We start from the raw sequence: 16,483 nt of genomic DNA on the forward strand, positions 1-16,483 counted from the left end.
TGCTTGGCGACCGCGCGGTCCGAGCCGGCGTGCGTGGCTTCCTCGATACGCCGTCGCAGATCCGCGAGCTTGCCCGCGGTCGTGTGGATGTCGATCTCTTGGCGCTCTTCCGGCTCGGACATCGGGATCGCGGCTCCCTGCCTGCTCAAAAGGGGGGACGGTTACTGATCCGTAGAGTAGTGGGGGCCCCACTGTTCGGCAGTGCGGCGTTTCCCACACCTAGGGTGGGTTGCATGACGCCGCGAGATGCAGCAGACGACGACAGCCACGGCAGGCCCGGCCGGGGCGCCGGCTCCGAGGGGGCCGGCCGCTGGTCCGACCTCGACCGCCCGCCCCTGAACGCCACGGCGCTGCGGCGCGGACTGGTCCGGGAAGGCGGCCTGTGGTCCGAGCTGGAGGTGGTGCAGTGCACCGGCTCCACCAACGCCGACCTGGTGGCCCGCGCCGAGGCCGGCAAGGCCGCCGAGGGCGCCGTCCTCGTCGCCGAGGAACAGACCGCCGCGCGAGGGCGCCTGGACCGCCGGTGGACCGCCCCGGCCCGCTCCGGGCTCTTCTTCTCGGTGCTGCTGCGGCCGAGCGAGGTGCCCGTGGCCCGCTGGGGCTGGCTGCCCCTGCTCACCGGGGTCGCCGTCGCCACCGGGCTGTCCCGGTCGGCCGGGGTCGACACGGCCCTGAAGTGGCCCAACGACCTGCTGGTCACCGTCGGCGGCGAGGAACGCAAGGCCGGCGGCATCCTGGCGGAGCGGGCCGGGGACGGCGGTGTGGTCCTGGGCGTCGGCATCAACGTCACCCTGCGCCAGGACGAACTCCCGGTGCCGCAGGCGGGCTCCCTGGGCCTGGCCGGGGCGGTGAGCACGGACCGTGACCCGCTGCTGCGCGCGGTGCTGCGCTCGCTGGAGGAGTGGTACGGGCGGTGGCGCGAGGCGGCGGGCGACCCGCTCGCCGCGGGTCTCCAGGAGACGTACGCGGCCGGCTGCGCGACCCTGGGACGTAGGGTGCGCGCCGAGCTGCCGGGCGACCGTTCGGTGGTCGGCGAGGCGGTCGCGGTCGACGGCGACGGCAGGCTCGTCCTCGCCACGGAGAACGGCGTGCAGGAGCCGGTGGGCGCCGGCGACATCGTGCACTTGCGGCCGGCCTGAGCACGGGGCGGCCGGGAGACCGGGGTCCGGGCTTCCGGGAGGCAAGGGTGCGAGCCTTCCGGGAGGCAGGGGTCCGAGGCTTTCGGGGAGCCCCGCGGATTCCGGGGGCGCGTGTCGCCTCCGGGGTGCGTGCCGCTCCCGGGGCGCGTGCCGCCTCCGGGCGTGCGTGCGGTCCCGGGGCGCGTGCCGCCTCCGGGCGTGCGTGCGGTCCCGGGGCGCGTGCCGCCTCCGGGCGTGCGTGCGGTCCCGGGCGTGCGTGCCTCCTCGGGTGCGGGTGCGCGCCGCTTCCGGGTGCGGTGGCGGACTTCGCGCGGCGAGGGGCGTACGGCTTCCGCGGGGCCGTGCGGTTCGGCCGCGCGGCGGGCGACGGCCCAGCTCAGCTCGCTCTGCGGACCGGTCTGACGGAGTGAGCTGGCGCACACCTGCCGTAGAGTTGAGGCCGGTCGATACCTGACCGTGACAGATCGGAAGGGCAGCAGGCGTGACCGTCGACGACACGGGCTCCGGCACGGAGGACGCGGACGGCCGGGTGGACCCCGACGCCGCCGACTCCGGCGAGGACGGCGAGGACCCGCTCGCGCTCCGTCTCGAACAGCTCATCCTGGGCGCCGAGCGGCGCTACACCCCCTTCCAGGCGGCCCGCAGCGCCGGTGTCTCCATGGAGCTGGCCTCCCGCTTCTGGCGCGCCATGGGCTTCGCCGACATCGGCCAGGCCAAGGCGCTGACCGAGGCCGACGTGCTGGCGCTGCGCCGGCTCGCCGGTCTGGTCGAGGCGGGGCTGCTCAGCGAGGCGATGGCGGTGCAGGTGGCCCGCTCCACCGGGCAGACCACCGCCCGCCTGGCCGAGTGGCAGATCGACTCCTTCCTGGAGGGACTGACCGAGCCGCCCGAGCCGGGCATGACGCGCACCGAGGTGACGTACCCGATCGTCGAGCTGCTCCTGCCCGAGCTGGAGGAGTTCCTGGTCTACGTCTGGCGGCGGCAGCTCGCCGCCTCCGCCGGGCGGGTCGTGCAGGTCGCCGACGACGAGGAGATGGTCGACCGGCGCCTGGCCGTCGGTTTCGCCGACCTCGTCGGCTTCACCCGGCTGACCCGCCGGATGGAGGAGGAGGAGCTGGGCGAGCTGGTCGAGGCCTTCGAGACGACCGCCGCCGACCTGGTGGCCGCGCGCGGCGGACGGCTGATCAAGACGCTCGGGGACGAGGTGCTGTACGCCGCCGACGACGCGGGTACGGCGGCGGACATCGCGCTGCGGCTGGTCGAGACCATGGAGAACGACGAGACGATGCCGGAGCTGCGCGTCGGGATGGCGTTCGGCACGGTGACCACCCGGATGGGCGATGTGTTCGGCACGACCGTCAATCTCGCCTCGCGGCTGACGTCCATAGCCCCGCGCGATGCCGTGCTCGTCGACAGCGCCTTCGCCGAGGAGCTGATCCGGACGGGCGACTCCCCGGCCTCCGAGGCGGAGGCGGCCGAGGCCGCCGCCGCGGCGGAGAAGGAGGGCGAGGAACCGCCGGCGTACCGCTTCGCTCTGCAGCCCACCTGGCAGCGGCCGGTGCGCGGGCTCGGCGTGGTCGAACCCTGGCTGCTCACACGGCGGGCCGACCCGGCGCAGTGACCGGGGACGGGCCCGGGGTCTCGTCCGGGTCCGGCGTCTGCTCCAGGGCCCGGCGTGGGGGTGCCGGGCACCGACGTGGGCCGATCGGGCACCGGCGCGGACCGATCGGGTCCGGCGTGGGTCGGCGGGCGCCGAAGCGGATCACTGCGCGCCGACGCAGAGGCCGATGACCGGGACGCACACGTCGCCGTCGCCCCCGCTTCCCCTTCCCTTCCCACCGCCGCCGGACGACGGGGGCGAAGTTGTCGGCGGTGCCTGGGGTGCCGGGGTGTGGGTGCCCGGGGCCGGTGCGTGAGAGGGCGCGTGCGGGGGGCGCGTGGTGGTGGGCGTGCGGGGTGTACCGGCGTGATCGCCGGGCTGGTCCGGGGTCCCGGGGCGGGGTGCCGGGGCTGTGGTGGGGACGCTCTCGGGGCCCGGCGGGCCGGCGGGCGGGAGCAGCCCCGTGCCGTACGGGGACCGGCCGGGCAGTGCCGGCTCGGTGCCCGGCGCCGCCACCGAGCCGGCGCCGCCCATGGGGAGGGGGGAGGAAGGGAGCGCGGAGGGCCCGTTCCCACCGGTCCCGGCCGTCGCGGTGCCGGGGGCGGTGCCGGCGCCGGTGAGGGCGGCACCGTGCGACGCGCCGGCCGCGCCGCCGTCCGGACCGCCGTGCCGGTAGGGCTCCGCCTCCGCGGCCCCGGGGCCGCCGTGCCCGTACTCCGGAGCCAGCCGTACGAGGCTCAGCACACCGGCCGCGAGAGCGAGGCCGCCCGCGGTGAGCAGAGCTTTGCGGGGCCGGGGCCGGGGCCGACGGTGCCGCCCGCGGACGCGCGGGTGCGAGGGGGTGCGGCCACCGGGGCCGCCCGTGCCGCACGGGCTGCCGTCGTCCGTGGCTATCGCGTCCTGCGGCGTCGTGCCGGTCGTGTCCGTCCCCATCGCGCTCCTCCCCGCTGCGCTCGCGCCCCCTGCTGCGCCGTGGCGAACGCACGTTATGCGGCGGCGTAGGGGTTTCGCCGGGGTTGGCCGGGATGTCACTCGAACGGGGTGCCGCTCCTCGACAAGGAACCCCTTTCCCCCCGCGGGCGCGGCTGAGATGATCGGGGCAGGTGTTGTTAACCCGCGTTAACCGGGAGGGTGTCATGAGTGAGGAGCGGTTCGGGGAGTTCGTGCTGGTGCGGCGCCACGACCATGTCGCGGAACTCGTCCTCGACCGGCCCAAGGCCATGAACGCCGTGTCCACGGACATGGCCCGGTCGATCGCCGGGGCGTGCGCCGCGCTCGCCGCCGACCCGGACGTACGCGTGGTCGTCCTGACCTCGTCGCACGAGCGGGCGTTCTGCGTCGGCGCCGATCTGAAGGAGCGCAACTCCTTCAGTGACGCGGACCTGTTGAAGCAGCGGCCGGTCGCGCGCGCGGCGTACACCGGCGTACTGGAGCTGCCGATGCCGACCGTCGCCGCCGTGCACGGGTTCGCGCTCGGCGGGGGGTTCGAGCTGGCACTCTCCTGCGATGTGATCGTGGCCGACCGTACGGCCGTGGTCGGGCTGCCGGAGGTGTCCGTGGGTGTGATCCCCGGCGGCGGCGGTACGCAGCTGCTGCCCCGGCGGGTCGGTGCGGCGCGCGCCGCGGAGCTGATCTTCACCGCACGGCGCCTCGACGCGGCCGAGGCGCGTGAGATCGGGCTGGTGGACCTGCTGGTGGAGGAGGGCCGGGACCGCGCCCAGGCGCTGGAGCTGGGCGGCCGGATGGCGGCGAACTCCCCGGTCGGCCTGCGGGCGGCCAAGCGGGCGCTCCGCTTGGGGCACGGGCTGGACCTGCGGGCCGGCCTGGAGGTCGAGGACGCGGCGTGGCGCTCGACGGCGTTCTCGGCGGACCGCGCGGAGGGCGTCGCGGCCTTCAACGAGAAGCGCGCTCCCCGCTGGCCGGGGGAGTGAGCGTGCCAGGCGGCCGGCGCTCGGCCCGCACCGGCCGTCCCTGTCCCGCTCCGGGACCGTGATCATGGCCACTGACAGCCCCACCAATGTCCCGAAACAGGTAAAACCTCCCTAGCCTGGAGTGATGGGCGAGAACAGGCGGCTGGCCGCCGTCGTGGCGTTGGCGCAGGGGATGGCCGCGGCGCACACCCCGCGGGAGTCGTGGCGGGCGGCGGCGCTCGGTGCGTGCCGGGCGCTGGAGGGGAGCTTCGCCGCGCTGTCGGTGTGGGAGCGCGAGCGCGGGCGGCTGCGGGTGCTGGTGAACGTGGGGGACCGGGCGCCCGAGGAGGAGGAGTTCCCGCAGGGCGAGACGTACCCCGTGCACCAGTTCCCGGAGATCGCCGAGTTCCTGCACGAGCGGTGGGCCTCCGGCGGCGAGCCGGACGCGTGGGTGGAGACGGCCGGGGGCCCGGCCGCGGGCGAGCCCGGCTACTGCCACCAGCGGGTCGCGGCGCTGCGCAGGCGCGGGCGGGGCTGCTGCGTGGTCGCCCCGATCGTGCTGCACGGCCGCGCCTGGGGCGAGCTGTACGTCGCCCGCTCGACCGGGGCCCCCTTGTTCGACCGGGGCGACGCCGACTTCGCCACGGTCCTCGCCGCCGTGGTGGCGGCGGGCCTCGCGCAGACGGAACGCCTGGAGGAGGCCCACCGCCTGGCGTTCACCGATGCGCTCACCGGGCTCGCCAACCGCCGCGCCGTCGACGTACGGCTGGAGGAGGCCATCGAGCGGCACCGGGCGGACGGTGTCGTCGTCAGCCTCGTCGTCTGCGACCTCAACGGCCTCAAGCGGGTCAACGACACCCTCGGTCACGCGGTGGGGGACCGGCTGCTGGAACGGTTCGGCTCGGTGCTGTCCCTGTGCGGCGCGACGGTGCCGGGGGCGCTCGTGGCGCGGCTCGGCGGTGACGAGTTCTGCCTGCTCGCGGTCGGGCCGGCCGCCGACGACGTGGTCAAGGCGGCCGACGAACTGTGCGGGCGCGCGGCCGAGCTGGAGTTGGGGGAGGGCGTCGCCTGCGGGGTGGCGTCGACCGGGGACGCGATCGGGCCGGTGCCCTCGGCCCGCCGGCTCTTCCGGCTCGCCGACGCCGCGCAGTACCGGGCGAAGGCGCTGCGCGCGGACCACCCGGTCGTCGCCGGGCGGGAGGGTCCCCGGGACCCGGTGGTCCGCCTGGCCGACGAGCCCTCGCCCGCCCCCGAGGCACCGGCCGAGCGGCGCCGCTTCCGGGGCCGCCGCCCGTGAGGCGCGCACTGCCGGACGTGAGGTACGAGGGCCACTGTCCGGGACCGGCACGTGGCCCCGCCGTCCATGAGGTACGTGGGCCGCAGGCCAGGGACAGCGTAAGGGGCACCCCCGGCACCCACTAGTGACATCGTCGCATTCACTGCGTACGCTCCTGAATATGGATATGCACACTGTGGTGGTGGGGACGTCCGGTGTCACCGCGTCCGACGTTCTCGCCGTGGCGCGCGACGGCGCCCGCGTCGAACTTTCCGGGGAGGCGGTGGCGGCCCTCGCGGCGGCCCGGGGGATCGTGGACGCGCTCGCGGCCAAGCCCGAACCCGTCTACGGCGTCAGCACCGGCTTCGGCGCCCTGGCGACCCGGCACATCAGCCCGGAACTCCGCGCCCAGCTGCAGCGCAACATCGTCCGCTCGCACGCCGCGGGCATGGGCCCGAGGGTCGAGCGCGAGGTCGTGCGCGCCCTGATGTTCCTGCGCCTGAAGACCGTCTGCTCAGGACACACCGGGGTCCGCCCCGAGGTCGCGCAGACCATGGCCGACGTCCTCAACGCGGGCATCACCCCGGTCGTGCACGAGTACGGCTCCCTCGGCTGCTCCGGCGACCTCGCGCCCCTCTCCCACTGCGCCCTCACCCTCATGGGCGAAGGCGACGCCGAGGGACCCGACGGCGTCGTGCGCCCCGCGGGCGAACTGCTCGCCGAGCACGGCATCCAGCCCGTCGAACTGCGCGAGAAGGAGGGCCTGGCCCTCCTCAACGGCACCGACGGCATGCTCGGCATGCTGGTCATGGCCCTCGCCGACCTCGACACCCTCTACAAGTCCGCCGACATCACCGCCGCCCTGTCGCTGGAGGCGCTGCTCGGCACGGACAAGGTCCTCGCGCCCGAGCTGCACGCCATCCGCCCCCACCCGGGCCAGGGCGCCTCCGCCGCCAACATGCTCGCCGTGCTCAAGGGCTCCCAGCTCACCGGCCACCACCAGGACGACGCGCCGCGCGTGCAGGACGCGTACTCGGTGCGCTGCGCCCCGCAGGTCGCCGGCGCCGGCCGGGACACCCTCGCGCACGCCCGCCTCGTCGCCGAGCGCGAGCTGGCCTCGGCCGTCGACAACCCCGTCGTCCTGCCGGACGGCCGCGTGGAGTCCAACGGCAACTTCCACGGCGCCCCGGTCGCCTACGTCCTGGACTTCCTGGCCATCGCCGCCGCCGACCTCGGCTCCATCGCCGAGCGCCGCACCGACCGGCTGCTCGACAAGAACCGCAGCCACGGCCTGCCGCCGTTCCTCGCCGACGACGCGGGCGTCGACTCCGGCCTGATGATCGCCCAGTACACGCAGGCCGCGCTGGTCAGCGAGATGAAGCGGCTGGCCGTGCCCGCCTCCGCCGACTCCATCCCCTCCTCCGCGATGCAGGAGGACCACGTCTCCATGGGCTGGTCGGCCGCGCGCAAGCTGCGCACGGCCATCGGCAACCTGACCCGGATCATCGCGATCGAGCTGTACGCCGCCGCGCGCGCCGTCGAGTTGCGTGAGGGCCTGGCCCCCGCCCCGGCCAGCCGGGCGGTCATCGACGCCGCGCGCGAGGCGGGGGTCGGCGGTCCCGGCCCGGACCGCTTCCTCGCGCCCGACCTGGCCGCCGCCGACGCCTTCGTGCGCGACGGCCGCCTCCTCGCCGCGGCCGAGACGGTCACCGGCCCGCTGAGCTGAGCCCGGGCGGCCCGCTCTGGTGAGCCGGGCCCTCCGGTGAACCGGGGCGGGCCGGCTCGCGGGCGGATCAGACGCCGAGGCGTTCCCGGCGTACCGAATACACCACGAAGCCCGCGCCCGCGGCGAGGAACAGCGATCCGCCGACGACGTAGGGAGTGGTGTCGACGCTTCCGGTGTCGGCCAGCTCCGTGCCGCCCGTGTCGCCGGCGTCCTCGGTACCCGTGCCCGTACCCGTGTCGGTGCGCGTCGCCGCCGGCCCGTTCGCGGCCCTGTTCGCCGTCGTGTCCGCGGAGCGTCCCTGCTGCGCGGCGCGTCCCTGGTCCGTGGTGTGCGCCGTCGGTACCGCGTCGGCCACCGCTCTCGCCGGCGTGTCCCCCGTCGCGCTCGCGGAGGGGACGAACCACAGGGCGCCCAGCAGGGTGCCCGCGGCGGTGGCGGTCAGGAGCGTACGGCGAGCGGTTGACACGGAATATCGATCCCCTTGTGGCACTGGCGAATTGGCCGTGTGGGGCGATGTTAGTGAACGCCATGGGTCACGGGAAAGTCACGGGAGGTTTGAAGTACGGACTCCTGGAAGGGGTCGCCTGTTCCATGACGTTTTGTGTAGATTCGCGCGCACCCTGTGGGCGAGTGGCGTGCCTGTGACGGAAGACACGGATCCGCTGCCGAAGGGCGGGAGGGTCCGGCGGGTGCCGGTCGGCGGGGTGCCCGGCGGACGCCGGCGCGCGCGGCCGCTTCCGCCCCCCGTCGGGCGCCACCCCGCCCCCACCGGGCCTGACTCCGCCCGACCGGGGCAGGGCCCCGGCGAGGATGGCGGCGAAAGGTCCGGGCGAACCGCTCCGCGCACCCGCCGCGCGCGTCCGCCCGCGGCCACGCCGACGTGGCGAGGCACACACTTGGGCGCCCTGGGGAACGGGACGAAACGGTCGTAGCGTTGATGATTCGGGACGGGGGACACAAGGGGTCTTGGGGAATACGGCAACGATGGAGAAGCGTGTGATGACGAACAGCAAGCGGCACAAGGCCCTGATGGCCTCGTCCGCTCTGCTCGGCGGTGTTCTGGTGCTCTCGGCCTGTTCCGGCAGCAGCAGCGCGGCCGGCGGGACCGGCGACGGCGCCTCGCAGGCCACGACGGACAAGGCCGCGGCCCAGCAGACGTCCGAGGCCCAGATCAAGATCACACCAGGGGACGGCTCCGACAACGCGTCCATCAACAACTCCGCCGCCGTCACCGTGGCCAAGGGCACGCTGACGGACGTCACCATGACCACCGCCGACGGCAAGGCCGTCAAGGGGCAGATATCGGCGGACAGGACGAGCTGGAAGCCGAGCGCCCAGCTCGCCCGCTCCACCACCTACAAGGTCGCCGCCACCGCCACGGACGCCAAGGGCCGGGCCGCCCACGAGAACGCCTCGTTCACCACGGTCGCCCCGGCGCACAGCTTCATCGGTACCTACACGCCGGACAACGGCACCACCGTCGGCGTGGGCATGCCCGTCTCGGTCAACTTCGACAAGGCGATCACCAACAAGGCGGCCGTCCAGAAGGGGATCACCGTCTCCTCCTCCAGCGGCCAGGAGATCGTCGGCCACTGGTTCGGCGCCAACCGCCTCGACTTCCGCCCCGAGCAGTACTGGAAGGAGGGCTCCACCGTCACGCTGAAGCTCGACCTCGACGGCGTGCAGGGCGCCCAGGGCGTCTACGGCGTCCAGCAGAAGACGGTCACCTTCCACATCGGCCGCAACCAGGTCTCCTACGTCGACGCCAAGACCAAGCAGATGAAGGTCAAGCAGGACGGCAAGACCGTCAAGACCATCCCGATCTCCGCCGGCTCCCCCGAGCACACCACCTACGAGGGCGCGATGGTGATCTCGGAGAAGTTCACCCAGACCCGGATGAACGGCGCGTCGGTCGGCTTCAAGGACTCCGACGGCAAGGGCGAGTACGACATCAAGGACGTACCGCACGCCATGCGCCTGACCAACTCCGGCACCTTCATCCACGGCAACTACTGGGGTGGACCGTCCCTCTTCGGCAACGCCAACACCAGCCACGGCTGCGTCGGCCTGCAGGACAAGAAGGGCGCGAACGACCCGAGCATGCCGGCCGCGTGGTTCTACAACCACTCGCTGATCGGTGACGTCGTCGTCGTGCAGCACACCGGCGACAAGACCGTCGCCCCGGACAACGGCCTCAACGGCTGGAACATGAGCTGGTCCCAGTGGAAGGCCGGCTCCGCCGCCTGATCCGCGCGGCCGCCCCTGCCGATGCCGCCCCTTCCCGGGGCGGCATCGGCTTTTTCGCTTCAGGCCCGCGGCGTCACGCCGACGGCGCCGGGCTGCCGCTTGCCGACCGCGCCGCGTCCGCACCCCAACTGGCCAGCAGGCGCAGCGACTGCGCCGACGGGGAGTCGGGTTCGGCGTGGTAGACGACCATGGTCTGCTCGGCGTCGTCGGCGAGTTTGAAGGACTCGTAGCGCAGGGCCAGCTCGCCCACCAGGGGGTGGCGCAGCCGCTTGACGCCGTGGCTCTTCTCCTTGACGTCGTGGGTGGCCCACAGGCGGCGGAAGTCCTCGCTCTTGACGGACAGCTCACCGACGAGCGCCGACAGCCGTGGGTCGTCCGGATAGCAGCCGGCCTCCATGTGCAGCGCGCACACGATGTCGATCGCCTTCTGCTCCCAGTCGACGAACAGGTCCCGGTGGACCGGGTTCAGGAAGGTCATGCGCGCCCAGTTCCGCTCCGCCGCGGGCAGTTCGGACCAGTCGCCGAAGACCGCCGCCGCCATCCGGTTCCACGCCAGCAGCTCGGAGCGCCGCCCCACGACGTACGCCGGGACGCCCTCCATCGTGTCGAGCAGCTGCCGCAGCGAGGGCCGCACGTGCTGGGTCGGTGCCGTCTGCTTCTTCTTGTGCTTGGGCTTGGCCAGATGGGTCAGGTGGGCGTGCTCGGCGTCGGTGAGGCGCAGCGCGCGGGCGATTGAGTCCAGTACCTCGGCGGAGACGTTGCGGCCGTTGCCCTGTTCCAGGCGGGTGTAGTACGCCACCGAGACCCCGGCCAGCTGGGCCAGCTCCTCGCGGCGCAGACCGGGCACCCTGCGGTGGCGTCCGAAGTGCGGCAGGCCCACGTCCTCCGGCTGGAGCCGGGCCCGGCGAGTGCGCAGGAACTCGCTCAGCTCGGCCCGGCGCTCCAGCCCGGCACCGGCGCCCGCACCGGCCTCTGCGCCGGCCCGGGCCCCGGCCTCCACGCCGGGGCCGGCCTCCACGCCGCCGGTCCGGGCACCGGCCTCCGCTCCGTCTCCCGCCGCGACCGTTTCGGGCTTTTCGTCCATACGTCCAGTATCCCTGGTCCTACGCACCGCATCCTGCCCCCGCCAGTAGTAGGCACAGTGGTCGTAGGCAGAGCCGTGACCTGGGCGAACGGGACGCGATGCGGCACGCTGGAAAACGTGCCCGGCCGGAAGGCAGCCGGGCACGGCAACCGCTAGGAGACCCCTCGGCATGACCACTGTCGCCGCATACGCCGCCCCCGCAGCGAAGGCGCCGCTGGAGCGCACCACCATCGAGCGCCGGGCAGTCGGCGAGTTCGATGTGCTGATCGACATCAAGTTCGCCGGCATCTGCCACTCGGACATCCACCAGGCCCGTGAGGGCTGGGGCCAGGCCATCTTCCCGATGGTCCCCGGCCACGAGATCGCGGGCATCGTCTCCGAGGTCGGCCCCGGCGTCACCCGGTACGCCGTCGGCGACCGCGTGGGCGTCGGCTGCATGGTCGACTCCTGCCGTGAGTGCGAGAACTGCGCGGCGGGCCTGGAGCAGTACTGCACCCGCCGCCCCACCTGGACGTACAACGCCGTCGGCCGGGACGGCGAGCCGACCCACGGCGGCTACTCCCAGAAGATCGTGGTCGACGAGAACTACGTCGTCCGCATCCCCGACGGCCTGGCCCTGGACGTGGCCGCACCGCTGCTGTGCGCCGGCATCACCACGTACTCCCCGCTGAAGCACTGGAACACCGGCCCCGGCAAGAAGGTCGCCGTGGTGGGCTTCGGCGGCCTCGGGCACATGGGCGTCAAGATCGCCCACGCGCTCGGCGCGGAGGTCACCGTCCTCTCCCAGTCCCTGCGCAAGCAGGACGACGGCCTGCGCCTGGGCGCCGACCACTACTACGCCACCAGCGACCCGGCGACGTTCGAGAAGCTCGCGGGCACCTTCGACCTGATCCTGAACACGGTCTCGGCCCCGCTCGACTTCCCCGCGTTCCTGTCCCTGCTGCGCACGAACGGCGCGATGGTGAACGTCGGCCTGCCCGAGGAGCCGGTCGAGATCCCGCTCTCCGCGCTCTTCGGCAACCGGCGCAACCTCACCAGCTCCAACATCGGCGGCATCGCCGAGACCCAGGAGATGCTGGACTTCTGCGCCGCTCACGGCCTGGGCGCCGAGATCGAGCTGATCGACGCGGACCGGATCAACGAGGCCTACGAGCGGGTCCAGGCCAGCGACGTGCGCTACCGCTTCGTGATCGACACGGCGACGATCTGACCCGGCCGGGTCCCCGCCCGCGCCCTTGTGGCCCCGCCCCGGCCGCTCGCCGACGTCCTCCCGGACGGGGCGGGCAGCCGGGGCACGGCCGTACCCGCCGGGGCTGGTGGGCGGCCGGGGAGCCGTGGACCCGTTGACGGCGGTGACCGCGGGGCGGGCCGCGGCGGTGCGCCGGTTCACCTGTCAGATGCCAGGTCAGTGGGGCAGTGTGGCCGGGCTGCCGCCGTTGGCCTCGTAGCCCGCCACCGCCAGGGCCCGGTAGACGGCGAACTCCGCCGCCGGATCCTCGGACAGGGTCCAGGGGAGGGCGCCCACATGGCCGTCGACGTGTATGAGCTGGTCCATGGCCTCCGCCCAGCGTTCGGAGCGGACCAGGAAGAACACCAGCAGGTGGCGGACGTGCGCGGCCATCGGGTCACCGGGGCGGGCGGCGTGGATCGCGTGCAGGGCGCCGTGGACGGCCTTGGTGACGACCTCGCTCTGGTAGAAGCCGCGGACGAGGTTCACCTCGGGAAGGTGCTCGAAGACCGCGAACAGCGGCATGGCGGCGAGCAGTGAGCCCTGCGGGGCGCGGGCGGCCGCGGCCTCGGCGAACTCCATCGCCAGCCGGCGCGAGCCGTGCCACTTCTCGCACCAGTAGTGCAGGGCGGCCAGGTGCGCGCCCATGTGGGCCGGGGCACGGTCGAGGATCTTCAGCCACAGCTGCTCGAACTCCGGCTGTGCGTAGGACAGTCCGCGCGCGATCGCCAGCTCGACGATGTACGGGACCGGGTCGCCCGGTGCCAGCAGCGCGGCCTCGCCGCACGACACCCTGGCCTCCTCCATGATGATCCGGAACTCGTCCGTCCCCGGCGTCGACGTCCGCCACGCCTGCTGGACCAGGAACTCGGCGTGCACGGCCGCGCCGCCCGCGTCCTTGGGAGCCTCGGCCCGCCACACCCGCAGCCACTGCCCGCCCGGCGTCTGGCTGACCCCGCCCGGACGCTGCTGGAGCTCCAGCGCGGCGGCGCCGGCGAAGGCCTGCACGCGCTGCCAGCGCAGCTCGCCCTCCGCCTCGGTGCCCGCCAGCAGCTGGGAGGCCGCGCGGTAGTCCTGGGTGCGCTGCACGAGGTCCAGCACGTCCAGCAGGTCCTGGTCGGGGCCGGGCATGCGGACGTCCAGCTCCTCCTGCCGCACGAATCCGTAGTTCGCCGGGTCCGCGGCGTCCGGGTGTCCCGGCGGCACCTGCTCGATGACGCCCCGCCTGCGCCGCAGGAACGGGAGCAGCACGAAGCTCAGCAGCACCAGCGCCGTCAGGGCCCAGAGAATTTCCATGCCTCAAGCGAACCAGACCGCGCCGACAATTGGCCAACCTGCGGCCTGAGCCTGTGGAAAACCGACGACCGGACCGGTGGAGTGCCCGGTGGCGAGCCTGGTGCCGGGCCCGGTGACCGTCCCGGTGGCCCGGCCCCCGGCGGCGGCGCGCCCTGCCTCCCGCGCCGACGCCGTGGGAGCACTACGCTCGGGCCCATGAGCGACGAGCACATCAGTCAGCACTTCGAGACCCTCGCGATCCACGCGGGCAACACCGCCGATCCCCTCACCGGCGCGGTCGTCCCGCCGATCTACCAGGTCTCGACCTACAAGCAGGACGGCGTCGGCGGTCTGCGCGGCGGTTACGAGTACAGCCGCAGCGCCAACCCGACCAGGACCGCCCTGGAGGAGAACCTCGCCGCCCTGGAGGGCGGCCGGCGGGGGCTCGCGTTCGCGTCCGGACTGGCGGCCGAGGACTGCCTGCTGCGCACGCTGCTCGTCCCCGGTGACCACGTCGTGATCCCCGATGACGCCTACGGCGGCACGTTCCGCCTGTTCGCCAAGGTCGTCTCCCGCTGGGGCGTGGAGTGGTCGGTCGCCGACACCAGCGACCCGGCCGCCGTACGGGCCGCCCTCACCCCGAGGACGAAGGTCGTGTGGGTGGAGACCCCCTCCAACCCGCTGCTCGGCATCACCGACATCGCCGCCGTCGCCCAGGTCGCCCGGGACGCCGGGGCCAGGCTCGTCGTGGACAACACCTTCGCCACGCCGTACCTGCAGCAGCCGCTCGCGCTCGGCGCCGACGTCGTCGTGCACTCCCTGACCAAGTACATGGGCGGCCACTCGGACGTCGTCGGCGGTGCGCTGATCGTGAGCGACGCCGGGCTCGGTGACGAGCTGGCGTACCACCAGAACGCCATGGGCGCGGTCGCCGGCCCCTTCGACTCCTGGCTGGTGCTGCGCGGCACCAAGACGCTCGCGGTGCGCATGGACCGCCACAGCGAGAACGCCACGAAGGTCGCCGACATGCTGTCCCGGCACGCGCGCGTGACACGCGTCCTGTACCCGGGACTGCCCGACCACCCCGGCCACGAGGTCGCCGCGAAGCAGATGAAGGCGTTCGGCGGCATGGTCTCCTTCCGGGTCGAGGGCGGCGAGGAGGCCGCTGTGCAGGTCTGCAACCGGGCCAAGGTGTTCACCCTCGGTGAGTCGCTGGGCGGCGTCGAGTCCCTGATCGAGCACCCGGGACGCATGACCCACGCCTCCGCGGCGGGCTCCGCCCTGGAGGTCCCCGCGGACCTGGTCCGTCTCTCCGTCGGCATCGAGAACGTCGACGACCTGCTGGAGGACCTGCAACAGGCCCTCGGCTAGTCAGGCCGGGCAGCCGGACCGGGCAGCCGGGGCCGGCCTCACCAGCCCGTCACGGGCGGGGTCGTCTGCGACGGCGGCACCGCCCACGGACGTACCGTCAGCGCCCACACCGCGAAGGCCACCGCCGCGGCACACAGCAGCAGCAACAGCGCGCGGCGGGCGAGCGTGCGGCGGCGCAGCATGCGGCCCCCGCGGCGTACGGCATCGTCGTACAGCTCGGCGGGCACCTGGGGCGGCGTCTGCTCCAGGATCCGCCGTACGGCCGACTCACGCTCCACTCTGTTCACTTCAGCCCCCGTTGGTCTCCGTCGTGCCCGTGATGCCGACCGACCCCGCGCCGACTACGAAGGAGCCACCTTCGGGCCGTGTCCGGCAGGGGCGCCGCGCGCGGGTGCGTGGGTGAGCGCGGCGATCGACCGGTCGCAGATGACCCTGACCCGTTCGACGGGCAGGCCCAGCAGAGCGGCCGCCTGCTCCTCGGCGACGCCCTCGTACAGCCTGAGGACGACGACCAGCCGCTCCTGCGGCGTCAGGGCGGCCAGGGCGCCGGGCGGCGCGGGGCGGGCGCGGACCCGCACGCCGTGCTGGTGCCACGCCTCGCGGGCGAACCGGACGGCCAGCGTCTGGCGGGCGCGTTCGTAGGGGTCCTCGCCGCGCAACCGGTCCCAGCGCGCGTACGTGTGCGCGAGGGCCAGCGTCAGCAGCCGCCGCGCGCGCGGGTTGTCGTCCGGGGCCTCCGCGGTGAGCAGAGTGGCGGCATGCAGCAGCCGCCCCGCCGCGCCCGCGACGAACGCCTCGAACTCCCGGACCCGGCGCGCGCCGTGCGACGCCTGCCGTTCTCGCACCGCGCCTCCTGCCAAGGGCGATCGTCGGAAGACGGGGCCCGGTGCCCGCGCGACGGGACGCGAAACCGGTGCGACCGGCCCCCGGGTCTCATATCAGGCCAGGGGCGGCCCGCCGGTCAAGAGCCGCGCAGCGGGCATGTGGCGCCGGGCCGGTCCGGGGGGACGGAAGGGGGCTCGGCCACGGCCCGCGCCGGGCGCGGCGGTCGGCACGCCGTGCCGCCCGTGCGCCTGGGGTCAGGACGCCGGTCCCGCCTCCCGGGCCGCGCCGCCCTGCGGCGACTGGCGGCCGGAAAGTGCGCTGTTGAAGCGGGTCAGCAAGGAGCAGAACGTCGCACGCTCCTCGGGCGTCCAGTCCTCGGTCAGCTCGGCCATCAGCCGGCGCCTGGACGTACGCACCTCCTCCAGCCGCGTCAGCCCGCGCGGGGAGAGCTGCAGCACCACGGCCCGCCCGTCCTCGGGGTGCGAGGTGCGCTTGACCAGCCCGGTGTCGACGAGCGGCGCCACCTGCCGGGTGACGGTGGAGGAGTCGATGCCCATGCTGCCTGCGAGCGCCTTGACGCCCATCGGGCCTTCCTTGTCGAGGCGGTTGAGCAGCAGGTAGGCGGCCCGGTCCATGGAGTTGCGCACCTGCCCGACCCCGCCGAGCCGGGTCTGCTCCGCACGGCGGGCGAACAGCGCCACCTCGTGCTGGAGGGTTTCGAGGAGACCGGTGTCACCGACGGTCGTCATGTCCATCGACATTTCGGGTGTTGTGGGCATGGCCGGAGGCTCACTTCTGACGG

Annotated in this window: 15 protein-coding genes; 8 read left to right on the plus strand and 7 right to left on the minus strand. The window is 73.9% G+C overall.

The annotated features are described in order from the left end of the window. Positions 1-233 precede the first annotated feature (233 nt). Together ACFC02_RS14905 and ACFC02_RS14910 are read left to right on the plus strand one after the other, a co-directional pair. Positions 234-1,139, plus strand: a complete 906-nt coding sequence (locus ACFC02_RS14905; RefSeq protein ID WP_376356535.1) for a biotin--[acetyl-CoA-carboxylase] ligase — start codon at positions 234-236, stop codon at positions 1,137-1,139. A 481-nt stretch (positions 1,140-1,620) separates the two neighbouring features. Beyond that, positions 1,621-2,760: an adenylate/guanylate cyclase domain-containing protein gene (locus ACFC02_RS14910; RefSeq protein WP_376356537.1), complete on the plus strand. Its 1,140-nt coding sequence runs from the start codon at positions 1,621-1,623 to the stop codon at positions 2,758-2,760. A gap of 141 nt (positions 2,761-2,901) precedes the next feature. On the opposite strand, the gene ACFC02_RS14915 is transcribed toward ACFC02_RS14910, so the two are convergent. Beyond that, positions 2,902-3,672: a hypothetical protein gene (locus ACFC02_RS14915; RefSeq protein WP_376356539.1), complete on the minus strand. Its 771-nt coding sequence runs from the start codon at positions 3,670-3,672 to the stop codon at positions 2,902-2,904. Between the two features lie 203 nt (positions 3,673-3,875). Between ACFC02_RS14915 and ACFC02_RS14920 the strand changes: the two genes are divergently transcribed. The 3 genes from ACFC02_RS14920 to hutH all read left to right on the plus strand — a co-directional run bounded on the left by ACFC02_RS14920 (position 3,876) and on the right by hutH (position 7,651). After that, on the plus strand, positions 3,876-4,670 hold the full coding sequence (locus ACFC02_RS14920) for an enoyl-CoA hydratase/isomerase family protein (protein WP_376356541.1): 795 nt from the start codon (positions 3,876-3,878) through the stop codon (positions 4,668-4,670). A gap of 124 nt (positions 4,671-4,794) precedes the next feature. Beyond that, on the plus strand, positions 4,795-5,946 hold the full coding sequence (locus ACFC02_RS14925; RefSeq protein ID WP_376356543.1) for a diguanylate cyclase domain-containing protein: 1,152 nt from the start codon (positions 4,795-4,797) through the stop codon (positions 5,944-5,946). A gap of 166 nt (positions 5,947-6,112) precedes the next feature. After that, positions 6,113-7,651, plus strand: coding sequence for a histidine ammonia-lyase (gene hutH / locus ACFC02_RS14930; protein WP_376356652.1), 1,539 nt, complete (start codon positions 6,113-6,115; stop codon positions 7,649-7,651). Between the two features lie 67 nt (positions 7,652-7,718). Here hutH and ACFC02_RS14935 read toward each other — a convergent pair whose 3' ends face one another. Further along, entirely contained in the window at positions 7,719-8,117 is a 399-nt protein-coding gene (locus ACFC02_RS14935; RefSeq protein WP_376356546.1) for an LAETG motif-containing sortase-dependent surface protein, read from the minus strand. 533 nt (positions 8,118-8,650) lie between these two features. Here ACFC02_RS14935 and ACFC02_RS14940 point away from each other — a divergent pair. After that, on the plus strand, positions 8,651-9,898 hold the full coding sequence (locus ACFC02_RS14940; protein WP_376356548.1) for an Ig-like domain-containing protein: 1,248 nt from the start codon (positions 8,651-8,653) through the stop codon (positions 9,896-9,898). A 73-nt stretch (positions 9,899-9,971) separates the two neighbouring features. Here the strand turns inward: ACFC02_RS14940 and ACFC02_RS14945 are convergent, their stop codons facing one another. Next, positions 9,972-10,982: a helix-turn-helix domain-containing protein gene (locus tag ACFC02_RS14945; protein WP_376356550.1), complete on the minus strand. Its 1,011-nt coding sequence runs from the start codon at positions 10,980-10,982 to the stop codon at positions 9,972-9,974. Positions 10,983-11,151: 169 nt separating this feature from the next. Here ACFC02_RS14945 and ACFC02_RS14950 point away from each other — a divergent pair, with 169 nt between their 5' ends. After that, on the plus strand, positions 11,152-12,192 hold the full coding sequence (locus tag ACFC02_RS14950; RefSeq protein ID WP_376356552.1) for an NAD(P)-dependent alcohol dehydrogenase: 1,041 nt from the start codon (positions 11,152-11,154) through the stop codon (positions 12,190-12,192). Positions 12,193-12,387: 195 nt separating this feature from the next. On the opposite strand, the gene ACFC02_RS14955 is transcribed toward ACFC02_RS14950, so the two are convergent. Beyond that, positions 12,388-13,506, minus strand: a complete 1,119-nt coding sequence (locus tag ACFC02_RS14955; RefSeq protein ID WP_376356553.1) for a hypothetical protein — start codon at positions 13,504-13,506, stop codon at positions 12,388-12,390. A gap of 195 nt (positions 13,507-13,701) precedes the next feature. Here ACFC02_RS14955 and ACFC02_RS14960 point away from each other — a divergent pair, with 195 nt between their 5' ends. Continuing rightward, a complete protein-coding gene (locus ACFC02_RS14960; protein ID WP_376356555.1) occupies positions 13,702-14,856 on the plus strand; it encodes a cystathionine gamma-synthase in 1,155 nt (384 codons plus the stop codon). Positions 14,857-14,894: 38 nt separating this feature from the next. Here the strand turns inward: ACFC02_RS14960 and ACFC02_RS14965 are convergent, their stop codons facing one another. The 3 genes from ACFC02_RS14965 to ACFC02_RS14975 all read right to left on the minus strand — a co-directional run bounded on the left by ACFC02_RS14965 (position 14,895) and on the right by ACFC02_RS14975 (position 16,460). Beyond that, positions 14,895-15,143 (minus strand): hypothetical protein, encoded by a 249-nt coding sequence (locus ACFC02_RS14965; RefSeq protein WP_376356557.1) that lies wholly within the window; start codon positions 15,141-15,143, stop codon positions 14,895-14,897. A 54-nt stretch (positions 15,144-15,197) separates the two neighbouring features. Beyond that, positions 15,198-15,701 carry a sigma factor-like helix-turn-helix DNA-binding protein gene (locus tag ACFC02_RS14970; protein ID WP_376356559.1) on the minus strand — a complete coding sequence of 168 codons (504 nt, stop codon included), beginning with the start codon at positions 15,699-15,701 and terminating at the stop codon, positions 15,198-15,200. Positions 15,702-15,935: 234 nt separating this feature from the next. Beyond that, entirely contained in the window at positions 15,936-16,460 is a 525-nt protein-coding gene (locus ACFC02_RS14975) for a MarR family winged helix-turn-helix transcriptional regulator (RefSeq protein WP_376356561.1), read from the minus strand. Between the last annotated feature and the right edge of the window lie 23 nt (positions 16,461-16,483).

The sequence above is a fragment of the Streptomyces sp. NPDC056160 genome (assembly GCF_042268205.1).
GTDB lineage: Bacteria > Actinomycetota > Actinomycetes > Streptomycetales > Streptomycetaceae > Streptomyces.

Coding starts and splice junctions, on each gene's coding strand:
- ACFC02_RS14905 (WP_376356535.1), top strand. CDS start 234: ATGACGCCGCGAGATGCAGCAGACGACGACAGCCACGGCAGGCCCGGC.
- ACFC02_RS14915 (WP_376356539.1), bottom strand. CDS start 3,672: ATGGGGACGGACACGACCGGCACGACGCCGCAGGACGCGATAGCCACG.
- ACFC02_RS14920 (WP_376356541.1), top strand. CDS start 3,876: ATGAGTGAGGAGCGGTTCGGGGAGTTCGTGCTGGTGCGGCGCCACGAC.
- ACFC02_RS14925 (WP_376356543.1), top strand. CDS start 4,795: ATGGGCGAGAACAGGCGGCTGGCCGCCGTCGTGGCGTTGGCGCAGGGG.
- hutH (WP_376356652.1), top strand. CDS start 6,113: ATGCACACTGTGGTGGTGGGGACGTCCGGTGTCACCGCGTCCGACGTT.
- ACFC02_RS14940 (WP_376356548.1), top strand. CDS start 8,651: ATGACGAACAGCAAGCGGCACAAGGCCCTGATGGCCTCGTCCGCTCTG.
- ACFC02_RS14945 (WP_376356550.1), bottom strand. CDS start 10,982: ATGGACGAAAAGCCCGAAACGGTCGCGGCGGGAGACGGAGCGGAGGCC.
- ACFC02_RS14950 (WP_376356552.1), top strand. CDS start 11,152: ATGACCACTGTCGCCGCATACGCCGCCCCCGCAGCGAAGGCGCCGCTG.
- ACFC02_RS14955 (WP_376356553.1), bottom strand. CDS start 13,506: ATGGAAATTCTCTGGGCCCTGACGGCGCTGGTGCTGCTGAGCTTCGTG.
- ACFC02_RS14960 (WP_376356555.1), top strand. CDS start 13,702: ATGAGCGACGAGCACATCAGTCAGCACTTCGAGACCCTCGCGATCCAC.
- ACFC02_RS14975 (WP_376356561.1), bottom strand. CDS start 16,460: ATGCCCACAACACCCGAAATGTCGATGGACATGACGACCGTCGGTGAC.